At 57.3% G+C, this 16,376-nt stretch carries 10 protein-coding genes; 7 read left to right on the forward strand and 3 right to left on the reverse strand.

The features are described 5' to 3' along the window. Positions 1 to 67: 67 nt before the first annotated feature. Genes bcsG through bcsE form a run of 3 tightly spaced genes read right to left on the reverse strand, consistent with a single transcriptional unit; the run spans position 68 to position 3,455 of the window. Positions 68 to 1,723: a cellulose biosynthesis protein BcsG gene (bcsG, locus tag HHI26_RS17855; protein WP_133844608.1), complete on the reverse strand. Its 1,656-nt coding sequence runs from the start codon at positions 1,721 to 1,723 to the stop codon at positions 68 to 70. After that, positions 1,720 to 1,911 carry a cellulose biosynthesis protein BcsF gene (gene bcsF, locus HHI26_RS17860; RefSeq protein ID WP_133844606.1) on the reverse strand — a complete coding sequence of 64 codons (192 nt, stop codon included), beginning with the start codon at positions 1,909 to 1,911 and terminating at the stop codon, positions 1,720 to 1,722. The genes bcsG and bcsF overlap by 4 nt, the downstream gene beginning before the upstream one ends. Continuing rightward, positions 1,908 to 3,455, reverse strand: coding sequence for a cellulose biosynthesis protein BcsE (bcsE, locus tag HHI26_RS17865; protein WP_133844604.1), 1,548 nt, complete (start codon positions 3,453 to 3,455; stop codon positions 1,908 to 1,910). Before bcsE ends, bcsF begins: the two co-directional genes overlap by 4 nt. A gap of 297 nt (positions 3,456 to 3,752) precedes the next feature. On the opposite strand from bcsE, the gene bcsR reads away from it, so the two are divergent. From bcsR to HHI26_RS17900, 7 genes are all read left to right on the forward strand, one after another. Beyond that, positions 3,753 to 3,944, forward strand: coding sequence for a cellulose biosynthesis protein BcsR (gene bcsR / locus HHI26_RS17870; RefSeq protein WP_159338350.1), 192 nt, complete (start codon positions 3,753 to 3,755; stop codon positions 3,942 to 3,944). Beyond that, on the forward strand, positions 3,944 to 4,672 hold the full coding sequence (gene bcsQ, locus HHI26_RS17875) for a cellulose biosynthesis protein BcsQ (RefSeq protein ID WP_171149452.1): 729 nt from the start codon (positions 3,944 to 3,946) through the stop codon (positions 4,670 to 4,672). The genes bcsR and bcsQ overlap by 1 nt, the downstream gene beginning before the upstream one ends. After that, positions 4,669 to 7,278, forward strand: coding sequence for a UDP-forming cellulose synthase catalytic subunit (bcsA, locus tag HHI26_RS17880; protein WP_171149453.1), 2,610 nt, complete (start codon positions 4,669 to 4,671; stop codon positions 7,276 to 7,278). Before bcsQ ends, bcsA begins: the two co-directional genes overlap by 4 nt. 10 nt (positions 7,279 to 7,288) lie before the next feature. After that, positions 7,289 to 9,550, forward strand: coding sequence for a cellulose biosynthesis cyclic di-GMP-binding regulatory protein BcsB (gene bcsB, locus HHI26_RS17885; protein WP_133844924.1), 2,262 nt, complete (start codon positions 7,289 to 7,291; stop codon positions 9,548 to 9,550). Next, the gene (locus HHI26_RS17890; RefSeq protein ID WP_133844926.1) at positions 9,550 to 12,528 is read left to right on the forward strand and encodes a cellulose synthase subunit BcsC-related outer membrane protein; all 2,979 of its coding nucleotides are present in this window, start codon (positions 9,550 to 9,552) and stop codon (positions 12,526 to 12,528) included. The genes bcsB and HHI26_RS17890 overlap by 1 nt, the downstream gene beginning before the upstream one ends. A gap of 163 nt (positions 12,529 to 12,691) precedes the next feature. Then, the gene (gene hmsP, locus HHI26_RS17895; RefSeq protein ID WP_133844596.1) at positions 12,692 to 14,689 is read left to right on the forward strand and encodes a biofilm formation regulator HmsP; all 1,998 of its coding nucleotides are present in this window, start codon (positions 12,692 to 12,694) and stop codon (positions 14,687 to 14,689) included. A gap of 184 nt (positions 14,690 to 14,873) precedes the next feature. Continuing rightward, positions 14,874 to 16,148, forward strand: a complete 1,275-nt coding sequence (locus tag HHI26_RS17900) for a dicarboxylate/amino acid:cation symporter (RefSeq protein WP_133844594.1) — start codon at positions 14,874 to 14,876, stop codon at positions 16,146 to 16,148. The last annotated feature ends 228 nt before the right edge of the window (positions 16,149 to 16,376 follow it).

Genomic DNA, 16,376 nt, shown 5'->3' on the forward strand with positions numbered 1-16,376 from the left:
ATGCCCGACCCCTACAACGGACAGGTCACCCACCCTCATTTTGCATAGGGTCGGGCATGCCCGACCCCTACTGTGGATACGCCACCCAATCCCCACCGTTCAGCCGAATCCACGGTTTACCCTGATACATCATCACCACCGCATTATCATTCTCGGAGATCACCGGGGTCTGGGGTAAATCAGCCGTCAATGTCGCCATATTCACATTGGCGGCATTAAACACCTGACCATCAACCACGCGGGAAACCAACTCGGAAATCGCCAGCAGGCTGGTCGGTGTACTGACATCCAGCGGCTGTGCCGCATGGGGTGCCTTCATACCAACAAACTTGATGCCCACCGGAACATGGGTAATCGACGGGCTGGGAATATCGCGCAGGCCGGACATCTGCATCCGGTCACCTTCCAGCGCCGCACCGTGCTCTGGCACCACCAGCACCATCACCCGGCGGCCGGACTTATCCAGATTGGTCAGGAAAGCATCCAGCTGATCGAACAGCTTTTGCGCCCGTGGCTCCCAGGGGGCGGTTTTGTTGCTGCCCAGTGCACGTGTGCCGTCGTGCAGCGGAATCAAGTTATAGAAAGTGGCGCTGCGGGCATCGCTGCTTTTCTGCCGGTCATCCAGCCAGCGCTGCATTACCTGGGCATCATCAAACACCGGTTCCCCGTCAAACGAGGTTAACTGAGGTTTCAGCCCGGCCTGTGACATCAGCGGGGCCTGTAAATTGCCGTCATCACGCAGCTCCTGCAAATAACCGCCAAATACGCCCGGATGGTCCAGCATCAGCTGCTGCTTAAAGCCGAGCTTCGCCAGGTTATCAAACAGATAGCAACGCTCATCAACCGGTTTGTACAGATCGCTGTGCGAACTCTGACCACAGCTGGCACGCAGCAGGCGGATCCCCGCCGGCCCGCTGTAGCCGGTCGCGGCATTGTAGTTATCCAGCACCACATCAAAGTGCTGCCACAGTGGGTGATTGCGCAGTTTCGCAAACTCGATGTCCGACCAGGCCAGCGAGCAAATATTGATCACCAGAATATCAAAGGGCGCGGAGTCCGCAGGCAGCGTCTCCGGGAACTGCGTAATACGCTGTTTTTCGCTGTTATAGAAGGCGTTGAGATGAGCCGTCAGGTTGGCGCTGGTGGGAGGAAGCGTCTCTTCCATACCGCTTGCCGCACTTTTTGTGGCCTCAGGTGCCGGGTTTGTTGCCACCGGCGGTGTGGCTTCCCCGGCTGGCAGCAGGGTAAATGCCGGTCCGGCGAGGTTCACCACGTTCACCCACACCAGCATCAGCGAAACCACTACCGTCACCCGTACCCATTGGGCAAGGAACAGGTACAGCACCAGAAGAATAAAGGCACCACCAACCATCTGCCAGTTAATGAAGCGGGTCGCTAAGTCCAGCAGATAGTCGGCGGAAAATCCGGCGAGCTGCCCGCCCTGGCTAAGCAGTGTTTGCAGGCCCGGTAGCCAGGTATCCTGCCAGAACAGGGCAATACCAATAGGAATGGAGACCCAGTGACGCAGCCGGTGCAGCTTCACCGATGGGATCGGCATCAGCAGCCACGCCAGGAAAATCAGATTGTTCAGCGCATGGAAATTAAGGTAGCCAAACCACAGCAACCCAAACTTGAGCAGAAAGTAAAAATTCCAGCCGCCCAGCCCCCGCCAGTAGCGCCAGACAGGGGGGGAAGAAGAAGTGACAGGTTGGCGATCGTTCATCGTTTCTTGGTTTCCGAATCAGGAGATTTTCGCCGCCAGGTCCCTTCATATTTCAGGGCGCGGGGGGGCAGAACACGGTGCAGGATCCCGCGCCATTTTTTGGGCAGCCAGCGGCTGTAAAAAGGCTTCAGTAATAACAGGATCAACAGCAGCAGAATGACGATCTGCACCCCATCCATCAGTGTCATTGCGGGCCCTCTTTATCTGAACGGGTGGCGAGCGTCACTTCTTCCGGCACCAGGCGGATCTCTGGCTGTTTGGTATCGGCCGCCAATTCGTGGGTCTCAGTCGGTGGGGCATCACGCCAGGCGCTGGGCAACATACTGGTTATCTGCCTGACTTCCGAGAGGATTTGTAAATCTTCAAACCACACCATCCGGTTGGTGAAAATCTCGTTGGGTGGCAGATGGAAAATGTACTGCAATGCCGTATCCAGGTCGTTGTAACGGCAGGAAGAGAGGAACAGATACACCCGGTCCTCTATACGCGTCACAAGGTCACCGTAGCGTCGCGGCTTGCACAGCGTCAGTGCCTGTTCCGGGCTGAGTTCCGGAACGGGACGCAGGGCCACCAGCAGACCTTTGCCATCCTCCGGCAGCATGGTGTTATCGATCAACCGTGCCACTGAGCGGCAAAAATGCTCCAGCGGCAGGTAGCCTTTCTCCTGCAGTGGCTGCATGGAGCGCAGTAAAACGCCAAGGTCAGCAGGCACATGGCGGTTATAGAACTGCCCCTGCAACCCTTCCAGAGTGGTCAGAAAACGCGACATAGTGGCATTGAAGGGCACGATGGCATTCACGCCGCAGGCCAGCAGCAGGCGTTCATCGCTGTAGCGCAGGGATGTTTGCATTTCACGCACCACAATTTTCAGGGCGCTGCCGCGCGTGCGGCGCAGGCCGTGAATATCACCCGCCAGAGTCGCGATCTGGTCGTTATGATGCAGATTAAAGATCACCGTGGCGGCACTGGCCTGCTGTGCCCGGCTGGCAAGCTGGCTGTTATCATCAAACAGCGTCCATGCGCTGGAAAGAGGGGGCGCACCTTCCAGTACCGTTTTTTCTGCCAGATAAAGATATTCATCATTTAATGTTAACGGTGTGTTTTGCTCTTCTTCATTAATTTGCTGGAAAGCATCCTGAATCAAAGTGAGGCGCAGCGCACGATCTGCCAGCATGCCACTTTTATTACACCACCAGTTAACCCGGTAATTCCAGCTGTCCTGTTGCCATTCAAGATGCGACAAACCATCCAGATGGCGATAGCGTGTCTGTAAATCATTGCGCAGAAGATTAACGCCGGGACCGGAGGTGATAATCAACAATGTTGATTTTCGCGCGGTTAACCATTTTTGAATCCCCTTCAGCCAGTTATTTAACTCAATGGACGATAACGTCTCCCACGTACTGAAGGCGGTATAAAAAATCAGGAATCGGGGTTTATTGGCTAATACCCGGGAAAAATCTTCCGCTAAATCCATCAGCGCTTCGGTCGTTTCAGGCAAAGAGAATAACGGGATCTTATTCGGGCCGCCTTGTGGGGCAGGTGTCAGCAGGCTGTGGGGAGGTTCAGTCGTGCTGATCAGGGTCAACGCTCGTTGAGCGGCTATCGTCTGGCGCACCAGCAGGCGTGCATCTTCCTGCCTGTTTACTGTGACCCAGTAGCAGCCTGGCGGTTGCATCAACACTAATTCATTTTGAACCTGTCCAAGCCCTAAGGTAAATGAAATCGTCATAAGATTTTTTTGCACCAGGAATAATCCAGCGTGATGGCAGCCTGGAAAAAATTTTTCATACCGCTTGTTATACTGTAAATATACATTACTACTTAACAGGTGCCAGTGAATCATTGATATCGCTTTCACATTTTTATGCATTAGATTGTCGGGATAGTCTGACCACTGACGGCGGTCAGTGTGGGGTCGTGCGCCATCGATGGCTTTTCTGGCATGGTAAAGCAATGAGCTTTAACTCATTAACGTGACAAATGTGTATTATTAAATCGACCTGTTCCTGCATAATGGCTGGCAAAGATGAATAAAAATCAGCGTCCTGCTTTACAAATCGAGAGTGAGCCACCTGATGATATTAGTGCATTGGGGGAGGCATTTTCACTCGGCGCATTTCGTTATATCGATATTGCCCGTCAGGAAAGACTGGCTGCCATTTATGCGCGATGGCCACTACTGACAGAATTGGGTGCACTTCAGAATAAGGAAAGTTAATGCCGATCGTTGCATTGTCGGGATTACGTGGCGGTGTGGGTACCACTTCTGTCACAGCAGGGCTGGCCTGGGCGCTGAACCGCCTTGGGGAAAGGACTATTGCCATTGATTTTTCACCACATAATCAGCTGAGTACCCATTTTAATTCTCCCGTAACACAGTCCCGTGGCTGGGCACACAGCATGCGACACCAGCAGCCGTGGCAGCAGAGCGCGATGCGTTATACCGCGCAACTCGACTTTATTCCCTTTGGGCAGCTTCCGCGTGAAGAAGGGCAGGATTATTTTCGTCAGCCTGAAGCGTTACTGACCCCGTGGTCCACGCGTCTTGAAGCCCTGCGTAGCGAGTATCGCTGGGTACTGCTGGATATCCCGGCGGAGTTATCCCATCTGAATCCTCCGCTGCTGCAGGCCGATCACCATTTACTGGTGCTCAACCCGGATGGCAACTGCCATCTGCGCCTGCATCAGGCGAGCTTTCCTGCCAACACCCTGTTCCTGATCAACCAGTTTACTTCCGTCAGCAAGGCGCAGCAGGATTTGCACCAGCTGTGGTTAAGCTCGCTCAGGGCGATGGTTCCGCTGGTGATCCATCGCGATGAGGCAGTGGCCGAAGCGCTGTTGAGCAAGCAACCGCTGGGCGAATATCGCCCACTCAGCCTGGCGGCAGAGGAGATGGCGACACTGGCGACCTGGTGCCTGGTCAACCTTAAAGGTAAAGCGGCATGAACCCGCTGCGCTGGCTGTTGATCCCCCCGGTGTGGCAGGCATTACACCAGCGTTATCGCGACTATCGCCGTCATCGTACCCCGGTGCTGGCCGCCGCGCTCCAGTGCCTGCTGGTGATGTTGGGCTGGACGCTGCTGCGATTTGAATCCCCGGAGTGGCAGTCCGTGCGTGCCCGCCGTCGCCATCTTTACCCGCAGATTTCGCCGGAACGTCCACGCCCGGCGGATCTGTTGCGTTATCTGGTGCAGAGCCTGTGGCTGATGTTGTTTATGCCGCTTGATGCTTCACCGCGCAGTGAGCGCGTGCGGCTGAATGCGTTCCGCCCGCTGGCACTCAGGCGCAAACTCTTTCATCGCTGGCTGCACCGCCTGTCGCAAAAAGCGCAACGCAGCAGGCTGGAGAGCCGGGGTGAGCGCTGGTTAAATCAGCTGCATCCGTGGCTGCGCAAAGCCTTGTTCAGCGTGGCGGTGCTGGTGGCTACGGCGCTGGCCCTGCTGTGCATCTCGCAGCCGTTTGATATCTGGACGCAGTTTATTTTTGTTATGGTGCTGTGGATGGTGGCGATGGTGGTGCGGCGCATTCCGGGCCGCCTGCCGGTCATGATGATGATTGTCCTGTCACTGACCATCTCCTGCCGTTATCTGTGGTGGCGCTATACCGTTACGCTGAACTGGGATGATCGGCTAAGCCTGTTTTTTGGTTTGCTGCTGATTGCCGCTGAAACTTATGCCTGGGTGGTGCTGTTACTGGGATATTTCCAGAGCCTGTGGCCACTGCACCGTCAGCCGGTGTCGATGCCGGAGGATACTCATAGCTGGCCGACGATTGACCTGCTGGTGCCAACCTACAATGAACCGTTAAGCGTCGTTAAGCCGTCCATTTATGCTGCACTGGGCCTCGACTGGCCGCGAGAGAAGCTGACGATCTATCTGCTGGACGATGGGCAACGCCCGGAATTTCGTGAATTTGCCGCCAGCGTTGGCATTCAGTACGTGGCGCGTGAAACCCACGAGCATGCGAAAGCCGGCAATGTTAACCATGCCCTGCGCACGGTGTGCCGCAGTGAGTACGTCGCCATCTTTGACTGCGACCACGTGCCGACGCGCTCGTTCCTGCAAATGACCCTGGGCTGGTTTCTCAAAGATCCTAAACTGGCGATGTTGCAGACACCGCATCACTTCTTCTCGCCGGACCCCTTTGAGCGTAATCTCGGACGATTTCGCCGCACGCCCAATGAGGGCACGCTGTTCTACGGGCTGGTCCAGGATGGGAATGATGTCTGGGATGCCACTTTCTTTTGCGGTTCCTGCGCGGTGCTGCGCCGTAGCGCCCTGGAGGAAATAGGCGGGATTGCCGTTGAGACCGTCACGGAGGATGCCCATACCTCGCTACGCCTGCACCGTAAAGGCTATACCTCGGCCTATATCCGCATTCCGCAGGCCGCCGGGCTGGCAACGGAGAGCCTGTCGGCGCATATCGGGCAGCGCATCCGCTGGGCGCGCGGGATGGTACAAATTTTCCGCCTGGACAACCCTTTGCTCGGCAAAGGGCTGAAGCTGGTTCAGCGCCTGTGCTACGCCAATGCCATGCTGCACTTCCTTTCGGGCATTCCCCGGCTGATTTTCCTGCTGGCCCCGCTGGCCTTCCTGCTGTGCCACGCGTTTATTATCTTCGCCCCGGCGCTGGCGATCGCCATTTACGTGCTGCCACATATGCTGCACACCAGTCTGACCAACTCGCGTATCCAGGGACGCTGGCGGCACTCCTTCTGGAGTGAGGTCTATGAAACCGTGCTGGCCTGGTATATCGCGCGCCCGACCACCGTGGCGCTGCTGAATCCGCATAAGGGGAAATTCAACGTTACGGCCAAGGGCGGGCTGGTCGCGGAAGAGCACCTCGACTGGGTGATCACCCGCCCCTATATGTGCCTGGTGCTGATTAACCTTGCCGGCGTTGTCGCTGCCGTCTGGCGCCTTGCATACGGCCCGCCCAGCGAGATCCTGACGGTGCTGGTCAGCCTGATCTGGGTGTTTTACAACCTGATTATTCTGGGGGGCGCGGTGGCGGTGTCCGTTGAGGCCCGGCAGATCCGTGAAGCGCATCGCGTGGAGATTGCGATGCCTGCGGCGATTGCCCGCGCAGACGGGCATCTGCTGCCCTGCACGTTGCGTGACTATTCAGACGGTGGCGTTGGGGTGGAGCTGCGTGAAGGCAATGCGCTGAGCGATGATGAGGCGGTATTTTTACTGCTTAAACGGGGCCAGCAGGAGTTCAGCTTCCCGTGCATTGTGCAGCGCACCTTTGGCCGCCGGGCGGGCATCCGGCTGGATAACCTGACGACGACGCAGCACGTTGAATTTATTCAGTGCACCTTTGCCCGGGCCGATACCTGGGCACTCTGGCAGGACGGCTTCCCGGAAGATAAACCGGTACAAAGTCTGGTTGATATCGTGGTGCTGGGCTTTAAAGGCTATCTGCGTCTGGCGGAGTACGGGCCACCGCGCCTGCGCCAGTTATTTGTTGGTTTAACCGCGCTGGCAGCGTGGATAACCTCTTTCCTCCCTCATGGTGTGGGGCGCGTGCGCAGCCCCGTGACGCAACAGTGAAGATAAAATGATGATGATAAAAAAAAGCTGGTTTACTGCGCTGTTGATCGGGGTGATGCCACTGAGTCAGGCGGCCGATATCCCCACGCCACAGGCGCCTGTGATATCACCGCTGCCCGCTGCACCGCTGCGCGAGTCCGTGCTCAATTTTGCAAAAATCGCGCCGCCGCCCGGGGCTTTCTCCCTGCGCGGCACCCATCCCGAGGGGCAGATTGAATTTGGCGTGCGCAGCGATGAGGTGGCGACAAAGGCGCTGCTGATGCTGAGTTTCCGCCCGTCACCCGCGCTGCTCCCGACGCTGTCGCACCTGAAAATCTACCTGAATGACGAAATGGTCGGACTGGTGACGCTCACCGCCGAACAGCTGGGAAAAGAGAACCAGGTGGAAGTGCCGATTGACCCGCGTTTTATTGGTGATTTCAACCGTATTCGTTTTGAGCTGGTGGGACATTACACCAACGTCTGCGAAAATCCGGCGTACAGTTCGATCTGGCTGGATATCGGTAAAGAGAGCCGTCTGGCGTTGACGCTGCAAAAGCTGCCGCTGACCAACGATCTTTCACATTTCCCGGAACCGTTCTTCGACAGCCGCGATAACCGTCCGATGTCGCTGCCGGTGGTGTTTGCCTCAGCGCCGGACCTTGCCGAACAGCGTGCGGCGGGTATTCTGGCGTCCTGGTTTGGTACCAAAGCGCAGTGGCGCGGGCAGAACTTCCCGGTGATGTACAACCAGCTGCCGCAGGATCAGCATGCCGTGGTGTTTGCGACCAACGCTAAGCGCCCGGATTTCCTGAAGGATCTTCCGCCGGTGAATAAGCCGACCGTGTCGATCGTCAGCCAGCCAGACAATCCCTATCAGAAAATGCTGCTGGTCATGGGCCGTGACGATAACGATCTGATTATGGCGGTTCAGGGGATCGCGCAGGGGGAGTTGCTGTTACGCGGACAGACGTCCATCGTTGACTCACTGAAACCGCTGGCTGACCGTCAGCCTTACGATGCCCCCAACTGGGTGCGTACCGACCGCGCCACCACCTTCGCGGAATTGCAGCAGTATCAGGGGCAGTTGCAGTCTGATGGCCTGCAACCTTCGCCGCTCAATTTCACCCTCAATCTGCCGCCGGACCTGTTCCTGATCCGCGCGCGTGGGATTGATATGGATCTGCGCTATCGCTACACCTCGCCGATCCTGAACGACAGTTCACGACTGGCCGTTCACCTGAATAATCAGTTTGTTCAGGACTACCCGCTGGTGGTGAAGAAAGACCGCAGTCAGCAGCTGCTACACATTCCGCTGATCCAGGGACTGCAGGATGGCAGTACTAACCTGACGATCCCGGCACTGCGCCTGGATGTGGTCAATCAGCTGCGCTTCGATTTTGACTATGCCCTGACCTTTATTGGTGGAACCGCCGACGGGCGCTGTGAAACGGTGGTGCCGGTTAAAAATCACGTGGTGATCGACGGTAGCTCCACCGTCGACTTCTCGGGTTATCGCCACTTTATCGAAATGCCGTCCCTGCGTGCTTTTGCCTCCGCCGGGTTCCCGTTCAGCCGTCAGGCCGACCTGGCGAAGACCCTGGTACTGGTCAACGCGCAGCCGCAGCCTGAGCAGGTGACCGCAATGCTCGACGCACTGGCCACCATCAGCGCACAGAGTGGCTATCCGGCGATGAAGGTTCGCCTGACTGATAACTGGTCGCAGGCGAAAACAGAGGATGCTGACCTGCTGATGATTGGCAGCCTGCCCGCAGACTTAAAAGATGACAGCAAAATTAATCTGCTGGTGGATGCGGCAAAAAGCTGGGTTAACAAACCGCTGCGTCAGCCGGTACTCAGCAGCGTTGACGGCCCGGCGGTCGATCGGCAGCCGGAAAGCCAGACCACCATTGTTTCCGCCGGGCCGATGGCCGCCGTTGTGGGCTTCCAGTCGCCGTTCTTTGAGCAGCGTAGCGTGGTCGCTCTGCTGGCCGACAGTCCACAGGCCTGGCGACTGCTGGCCGATGCCATGAATGACAGCGGCAAACGGGACGCGATGTTTGGGTCGGTGTCGATTATTCGAGAGTCCGGCGTTAACAGTCTGCGTGTGGGTGAGACCTATTATGTCGGGCACCTGCCGTGGTGGGAGCGCCTGTGGAACCTGCTGGCGACGCACCCGCTGTGGCTGGCAACGCTGGCGGGTGTGGTGGTGATCCTGTTCGCGGTACTGGTCTGGCGCGTGATGCGCGGCATCAGCCGTCGTCGTCTGTACGACGAGGATGACGAAGAGTGATGCGCCCGCTGCATGGGCTGCTGCTGCCTGTTCTCCTGTTGCCGCTCAGTGCCGTTTTTGCGGCGGACAGTGTGGCGCCGGTAGCGTGGCTGTTACAACAGGTGCGTACCGGGGAGGCGACCAATAAGTACGACCTGGTCGCCCAGTCACTCTACCGACTGGACAAAATTGCCCCGGATAACCCGGATGTGCTGGCGGCAAAACTGCGTCTGGCGCTGCGCCAGGGCGATCAGGCCACCGCTGCCCGGCTGATGAGCCAGCTTAATCAGATTGCCCCGTCTTCGGCGGCAGCGCGGCAGGCAGCAGCCAGTATGCTGCTGATCACGCCGGAAGGGCGTCAGCAGTTCCAGCAGGCACGGCTACTGGCGGCGTCAGGTCGGCTGGAGGAAGCCCGGACCGCCTGGGACCAGCTGTTCCACGGCGCGTTTCCGTCAACTGATATTGCGCTGGAGTACTGGCGTCTGGTGGCGCGGCTGCCCGGCCAGCAGGCGCTGGCGCTGGCAGAAATGCAGGCACTGGACGGCCAGGCACCGGGCAATGCAGAGCTACAGCAGTCGATTACTCTGATAAAGCAGGATGTCGGCCGCACACAAGCGGATACCCGTGCCGCGGCGCTGGGCGCACGCGGCCAGGCGCTGACTCAGGCCGGTAACCGTGCGGCTGCCACGACCTGGTTTCGTCAGGCGATCGCTGCTGCCCCGGAGGGTGACGACGTGAGTAAATGGCAGAGCCTGCTGCGTTCGAATCAGTACTGGCTGGCCATTGAACAGGGCGATAAGGCGCTGGCGCAGGGGGATACTCGCGCGGCAGAGCGTTACTACCTGCAGGCACGGCCGCTTGACCCGCGTGACGGCTATGCGCGCATTGGCCTGGGCGATGTGGCGCTGGCCCGTAAGGACAATAGTCAGGCCGAACAGCATTACCGCGAAGCGCTGCGCGTTGAGCCGGGTAACACCACGGCGGTGCGTCGGCTGGCCGCTGTTTATCAGCAACAGTCCCCGCAGCGGGCGCTGGATTTCCTGAATACCCTGCCCGTTGCGCAGCAGCGTGCGCTGGGCGATACCCTTGCCAGTCTGCGTAGCAGTGCGCTCAGTGATGAGGCCGATCGGCTGGGGCAGCAGGGGAAATGGTCGCAGGCAGTAGCAAAATATCGCCAGGCGCAGCCGGATGCCCCGGATGATGTCTGGCTGAATTATCGCTACGCCGGAGCGCTGCGCGAAAACGGCCAGACGGCAGCGGCAGAGGCGGTGATGGCGGCGATGGCCCGGCGCCAGCCGCAGGACCCGGCACAGGTCTATACCTACGGGCTGTGGCTCTCCGGGCGTGATAACGATGATGCCGCGTTGAAGCAGCTAAATACTCTGCCAAAATCCCGGTGGACGCCCGATATTCAGGCGTTGTCAGACCGTCTGGAAAGCCAGCGTCTGCTCGACCAGATTGATGCTCAGATAGCGCAGCAGCAGCCTGCTGATGCGCAGCGTCTGTTACAGGCGTTGCCCCCTGTGGTCAGTGCAGCCAGCCTCAGCAACGGACGCCGGGTGGCGAATGCCTGGGCGAGCATCGGTGAAACCGATCGTGCGCGGACACAGTATGCCGGGCTGAAAGCGCAGGCAGAAAAAGAGAGCCCGTCGGAGCTGAGTGCGCTGGTCCTGCGTGATGCCGCCAGGCTGGAGGCCGCACAGGGCCAGTCCGCGGCCGCACTGAACGATTACCGGCAGGCGATGGTGTCCAGCGGTATTGCTGCACAGCCCCCGGTCGATAACGATACCTTTACCCGGCTGACGCGTAACGATGTGCGCGATGACTGGCTGAAACGGAGTATCCGCAGCGACAGTGCCGACCTGTATAAGCAGCAGGATACGGTGTTCACGCTCGAAGAAGATTACTCGCGTAATAAAGGCACCGGCGGTATTTCAGATTTCACCGCACGTACCACCATGTTGCAGGCGGAAACGCCCTGGGATGAGGGCCGTAGCTGGCTACGACTGGACAATGTCGATGTGTCGGCGGGGACCTTTTCACGCAATAGCAGCGGTAATATCACCGAAAATTTCGGCACCTGCGCCAATGACGATGCGCAGTGCCGCCAGGACGTTAAACAGCACCAGAATGGCACCAGCATCGGCGCAGGATATCGCAGCGATCGCTGGTCAGCCGATCTCGGCACCACCCCACTCGGTTTCGAGGTCACGAACTGGGTAGGGGGCCTGACCTGGAATACCGATATTGATGAGGTGGGTGTTTCGCTGACCGCCTCACGGCGACCGATTTCCAGCTCGTTACTGGCTTTTGCCGGGGCGCGCGACCCGAACCCGGCCAGTGGAAAAACCTGGGGCGGGGTGGTGGCTACCGGGGGTGCCATTGGCCTGAGCTATGACCGGGGTGAGGCACATGGCATCTGGGCCGATATCAGCGCTCATCAGATCGGCGGCACTAACGTGGCGGATAACTCTCGCGAACGCCTGATGAGTGGCTACTACTATAAGTGGATTAACGAGGATAACCGCCGCGCAACGATTGGCCTGAATGGCATGCTGTGGCATTACGCGAAGGATCTCAGCGACTACTCTCTCGGCCAGGGCGGCTACTACAGTCCACAGCGTTATGCGTCAGTGTCAGTGCCTGTCACCTTCCGTCAGCGCACAGAAAACTGGTCATTTGACCTTGGCGGTTCGGTTTCGCTGTCCCACTCAAAAACCCGTGCTCAGCCGCGCTATCCTCTCAGTTTTGGCGACCTGACCCGCGATAATCCGCCGGGCAGTGACGGGGGCGGCAGCGGCGTTGGCTACACGTTACAGGCGCTGGTGGAACGGCGGTTATCGTCACACTGGACGCTGGGGCTCGGGGTGGATATTCAGCAGGCGAAGGATTACACCCCCAGCCACGGATTGATGTATCTGCGCTATTCGATGGCGGGCTGGCAGGGCGATCTGGATATGCCGCCGCAGCCGCTGATCCCCTATGCAGATTTTAAATAATGCGCAGGGAGCCTGAAAAGGGGACAGGAAGACCAGGAAAACCCCTAAACGAACGATTGCGAGGCGTGATAGCTTAAAATACGCTTGCCTTAGGATATACTCGGGACTGTTTTTTTTGCCCTATATGCCCTGAATCAGAGATTCGGTGCTTCGGAGAACAGGCTTGCGCGTCAGTCGTTCGTTAACGATTAAGCAAATGGCGACGATTTCCAGCGTTGCAGTCGTGACCATTTGTATTTTTATCGTCATACAGCTTTTTCATTTTGTGCAGCAGCGCAGAATCGACTACGCCCAGCAAATGGAGAACGTGGCACATACCGTTCGCCAGCCGTTGTCACAGGCGGTACTCAAAGCGGATATTCCTCAGGCTGAATATATTCTTAACTCGCTGCGTCCGGCCGGTATTCTGGCGCGCGCAGAAGTGGTGCTGCCCAATGGGCTCCAGGCGCTGCATACGGACTTTGAGCCCGAGAAACCGGTGCCACGTTTTATCATGGAGTTGTTTGAGCTGCCGGTGCAAATCACGGTCCCTCTCTATTCTGTCCAACCGGCCAACCCTAAGCCCCTGGCGATACTGGTGTTGCAGGCCGATTCCTGGCGCGTGTATCAGTTTATCCTTAGTGCTGTCTCGACGATGGTCACCGCCTATCTGCTGCTGGCGCTGATCCTCTCTGTCTCTATCAGCTGGTGTATTAATCGGTTGATGGTGCGCCCGCTGCGCAATATTGCCCACGAGCTGCGGGACCTGAGCCTGCAACAGGCGATCGGTCATCAGCTGTCGTTGCCGCGTCATCATCGTGATGATGAAATCGGCATGTTGATCCGCCACTACAACCGTAACCAGAAGATGCTGGCATCGTCCTTTGATGAGATGAGCCACATGAGCACCCATTTTTCTCTCACCGGCCTGCCGAATAAAACGCTGTTCCTGGCGCTGCTGGAGCAGCATCTGCGCGCTGTTGGCCCGGCGGGTATGTTTACTCTGATCGTGGTGCGTATTGAAACGCTGCTGGAGACCAACGGGCTGGTCACCGACGAACAACGTCATGCCATGCTGCTGACGCTGGTGGAGAAAATGCGCGAGTGTATTGATGAGCGTACGGTACTGGCGCAGCTGTCGATCTGCGATTTTGCCCTGCTGGTGAAACGCGCGAATAACCCGTTCCGTGGACTGCGGCTGGCGCGGACTCTGATGGTGCGCCTGAATCAGCCGATCGGTTTGCAGCATATGCAGCTGCGGCCGAATATCAGCGTGGGCATGGTACTGCGTGAAGCCGACAGCCTGAGTGCCGCCGATCTGCTGGCCCGTGCGACCTCGGCCATGATGTCGGCACGCCATCAGGGGAAAAATCAGATCCTGTTCTTCGACCCGGCATTAACCGAGCGCGCGCAGAAACGTCTCACCCAGGAACATGATATTTTGCAGGGGCTGGAGCAGCAGCAGTTTGCGCTATGGTTGCAGCCACAAATTGATATGAACAACGGCAAGCTGGTGGGCGCTGAAGCGCTGCTGCGCCAGCGTCAGCCCGATGGCTCCTGGTGCCTGCCGGAAGATCTGATTACTAACGCGGAAGAGATTGGGGTGATTACCGCACTCGGCCGCTGGGTGTTTGAAGCCTCCTGTCGTCTCCTGGCCGACTGGCAGCAGCAGGGGATCGAATTGACGCTGAGTGTGAATCTCTCGGCCATCCAACTGCGCGAAGCCACAATGGTCAGTCATTTACAGGAGCTGATTCAGCGTTATGACATCCGTCCTGGTCGTCTGATGCTGGAGATCACTGAAACCGCCCAGATCGGTGAGCCAGAGCAGGCGCTGCACCTTTTGCAGGAATTACAGAAAACCGGCGTTTCCATCGCGCTGGACGATTTCGGTATGGGCTATGCCAATCTGAACTGGCTGAATCAGTTTAAAACGCTGCCGATTAGCAAACTAAAAATGGATCGCAGCTTTGTCGCCGCGTTGCCGAATAATGACAGTATGGTGAGAATTGTTTCTTTCATCGCTGAGATAATGCATCTGGACGTCGTGGCCGAGGGTGTGGAAACCGAAGAGCAGCGTGACTGGCTGCTGGCACGGGGTATCTCTATTGGTCAGGGTTATCTGTATTCAGAGGCGCTGCCGCTGCCGCAATTTGAGCAACGTTATCTGTCACAATCCTGAGACGCGGGTCTACCTTCTACTTTCTTTAGTTATACAACTTTCTGCTGACGTGATTCAGCTCTTATAAATGTCGATTAGGTGGCCCCACGCCGGGCCACCCCGTACCAATCCTGTTAACCGGATGTTACTTTCGCGCTGTCGTTGGACTAAAAAACAACAATTAACGCGGTTAACGGATACCTTTATGAAAACTTCCCTGTTCAAAAGTCTTTATTTCCAGGTACTGACAGCTATCGCCGTCGGTGTTCTGCTCGGGCATTTCTACCCGGAGCTGGGCGCGCAGATGAAGCCGCTGGGTGATGCCTTCGTCAAGCTGATCAAAATGATTATTGCCCCGGTGATCTTCTGTACCGTGGTGACCGGTATTGCCGGTATGGAAAGCATGAAAGCGGTCGGGCGCACCGGTGCCGTGGCGCTACTCTATTTTGAAGTGGTCAGTACCATTGCGCTGATTATCGGCCTGGTGGTAGTGAACGTGTTGCAGCCTGGCGTGGGCATGAACGTTGACCCGGCTACGCTGGATGCTAAAGCGGTGGCGATGTACGCCCAGCAGGCTGAACAGCAGGGCGTGGTGGCATTCCTGCTGGATGTGATCCCGGGCAGCGTCATTGGTGCCTTTGCCAGCGGCAATATTTTGCAGGTGCTGTTGTTCGCGATCCTGTTTGGCTTTGCTCTGCACCGTATGGGCGATAAAGGCACGCTGGTGTTCAACTTTATCGACAGCTTCTCCAAGGTCATTTTCGGCATCATCAATATGATTATGCGCCTGGCACCGATCGGGGCTTTCGGTGCGATGGCCTTCACCATTGGCAAATACGGCGTGGGTTCACTGGTACAGCTCGGCCAACTGATCATCTGCTTCTACATCACCTGCCTGCTGTTTGTGGTGGTGGTGCTGGGGCTGATTGCTCGCGTGGTTGGTTTCAATATCTTCAAATTTATTGCCTATATCAAAGAGGAGCTGCTGATTGTCCTGGGGACGTCCTCTTCTGAGTCGGCGCTGCCACGTATGCTGGATAAAATGGAGAAGCTGGGGTGTAAGAAATCGGTCGTCGGCCTGGTGATACCCACCGGTTACTCCTTCAACCTCGACGGCACCTCGATTTACCTGACGATGGCGGCGGTCTTTATCGCTCAGGCCACCAATAGCCATATGGATATCTGGCATCAGATTACCCTGCTGGTGGTGTTGCTGCTCTCCTCGAAAGGTGCAGCAGGGGTGACCGGCAGTGGTTTTATCGTGCTGGCGGCAACGCTCTCGGCCGTTGGGCACCTGCCGGTGGCGGGCCTGGCACTGATTCTCGGCATTGACCGCTTTATGTCCGAAGCCCGCGCACTGACGAATCTCGTGGGTAACGGCGTGGCGACCGTGGTGGTGGCCAAATGGGTGGGTCAGCTGGACGAAAAGCAGTTAAAAGAGACGTTGAATGCGAGTAAAAAGCAGCAAAAAGTAGCCTGAAACATCGCGATAAGTACTTAATTCACAAAAAATCACCTCAAATGCCCGTCGTGACTTGCCCTCACGGCGGGCATTTGCATAATAACCCTCATATTATTTTATGATTTTTCATTCCGCTGTGTGACATCCTCGTCGATGCGTGGTCTAAGAGCTGTTCCTTTTAAAAACAGTGGCTTTCCGGAGCCATCTGTCACCGTGACAGAATCAGGCCGTAGACCGCCAGTGATA

It is taken from the genome of Erwinia sp. JH02 (assembly GCF_013074405.1).
Taxonomy (GTDB): domain Bacteria; phylum Pseudomonadota; class Gammaproteobacteria; order Enterobacterales; family Enterobacteriaceae; genus Erwinia; species Erwinia rhapontici.

Excerpts from the sequence above, each read along its gene's own strand:
- HHI26_RS17900 (WP_133844594.1), top strand. The coding sequence starts at position 14,874 with ATGAAAACTTCCCTGTTCAAAAGTCTTTATTTCCAGGTACTGACAGCT.
- bcsR (WP_159338350.1), top strand. The coding sequence starts at position 3,753 with ATGAATAAAAATCAGCGTCCTGCTTTACAAATCGAGAGTGAGCCACCT.
- bcsA (WP_171149453.1), top strand. The coding sequence starts at position 4,669 with ATGAACCCGCTGCGCTGGCTGTTGATCCCCCCGGTGTGGCAGGCATTA.
- bcsB (WP_133844924.1), top strand. The coding sequence starts at position 7,289 with ATGATGATAAAAAAAAGCTGGTTTACTGCGCTGTTGATCGGGGTGATG.
- bcsG (WP_133844608.1), bottom strand. The coding sequence starts at position 1,723 with ATGAACGATCGCCAACCTGTCACTTCTTCTTCCCCCCCTGTCTGGCGC.
- HHI26_RS17890 (WP_133844926.1), top strand. The coding sequence starts at position 9,550 with ATGCGCCCGCTGCATGGGCTGCTGCTGCCTGTTCTCCTGTTGCCGCTC.
- bcsQ (WP_171149452.1), top strand. The coding sequence starts at position 3,944 with ATGCCGATCGTTGCATTGTCGGGATTACGTGGCGGTGTGGGTACCACT.
- bcsF (WP_133844606.1), bottom strand. The coding sequence starts at position 1,911 with ATGACACTGATGGATGGGGTGCAGATCGTCATTCTGCTGCTGTTGATC.
- bcsE (WP_133844604.1), bottom strand. The coding sequence starts at position 3,455 with ATGACGATTTCATTTACCTTAGGGCTTGGACAGGTTCAAAATGAATTA.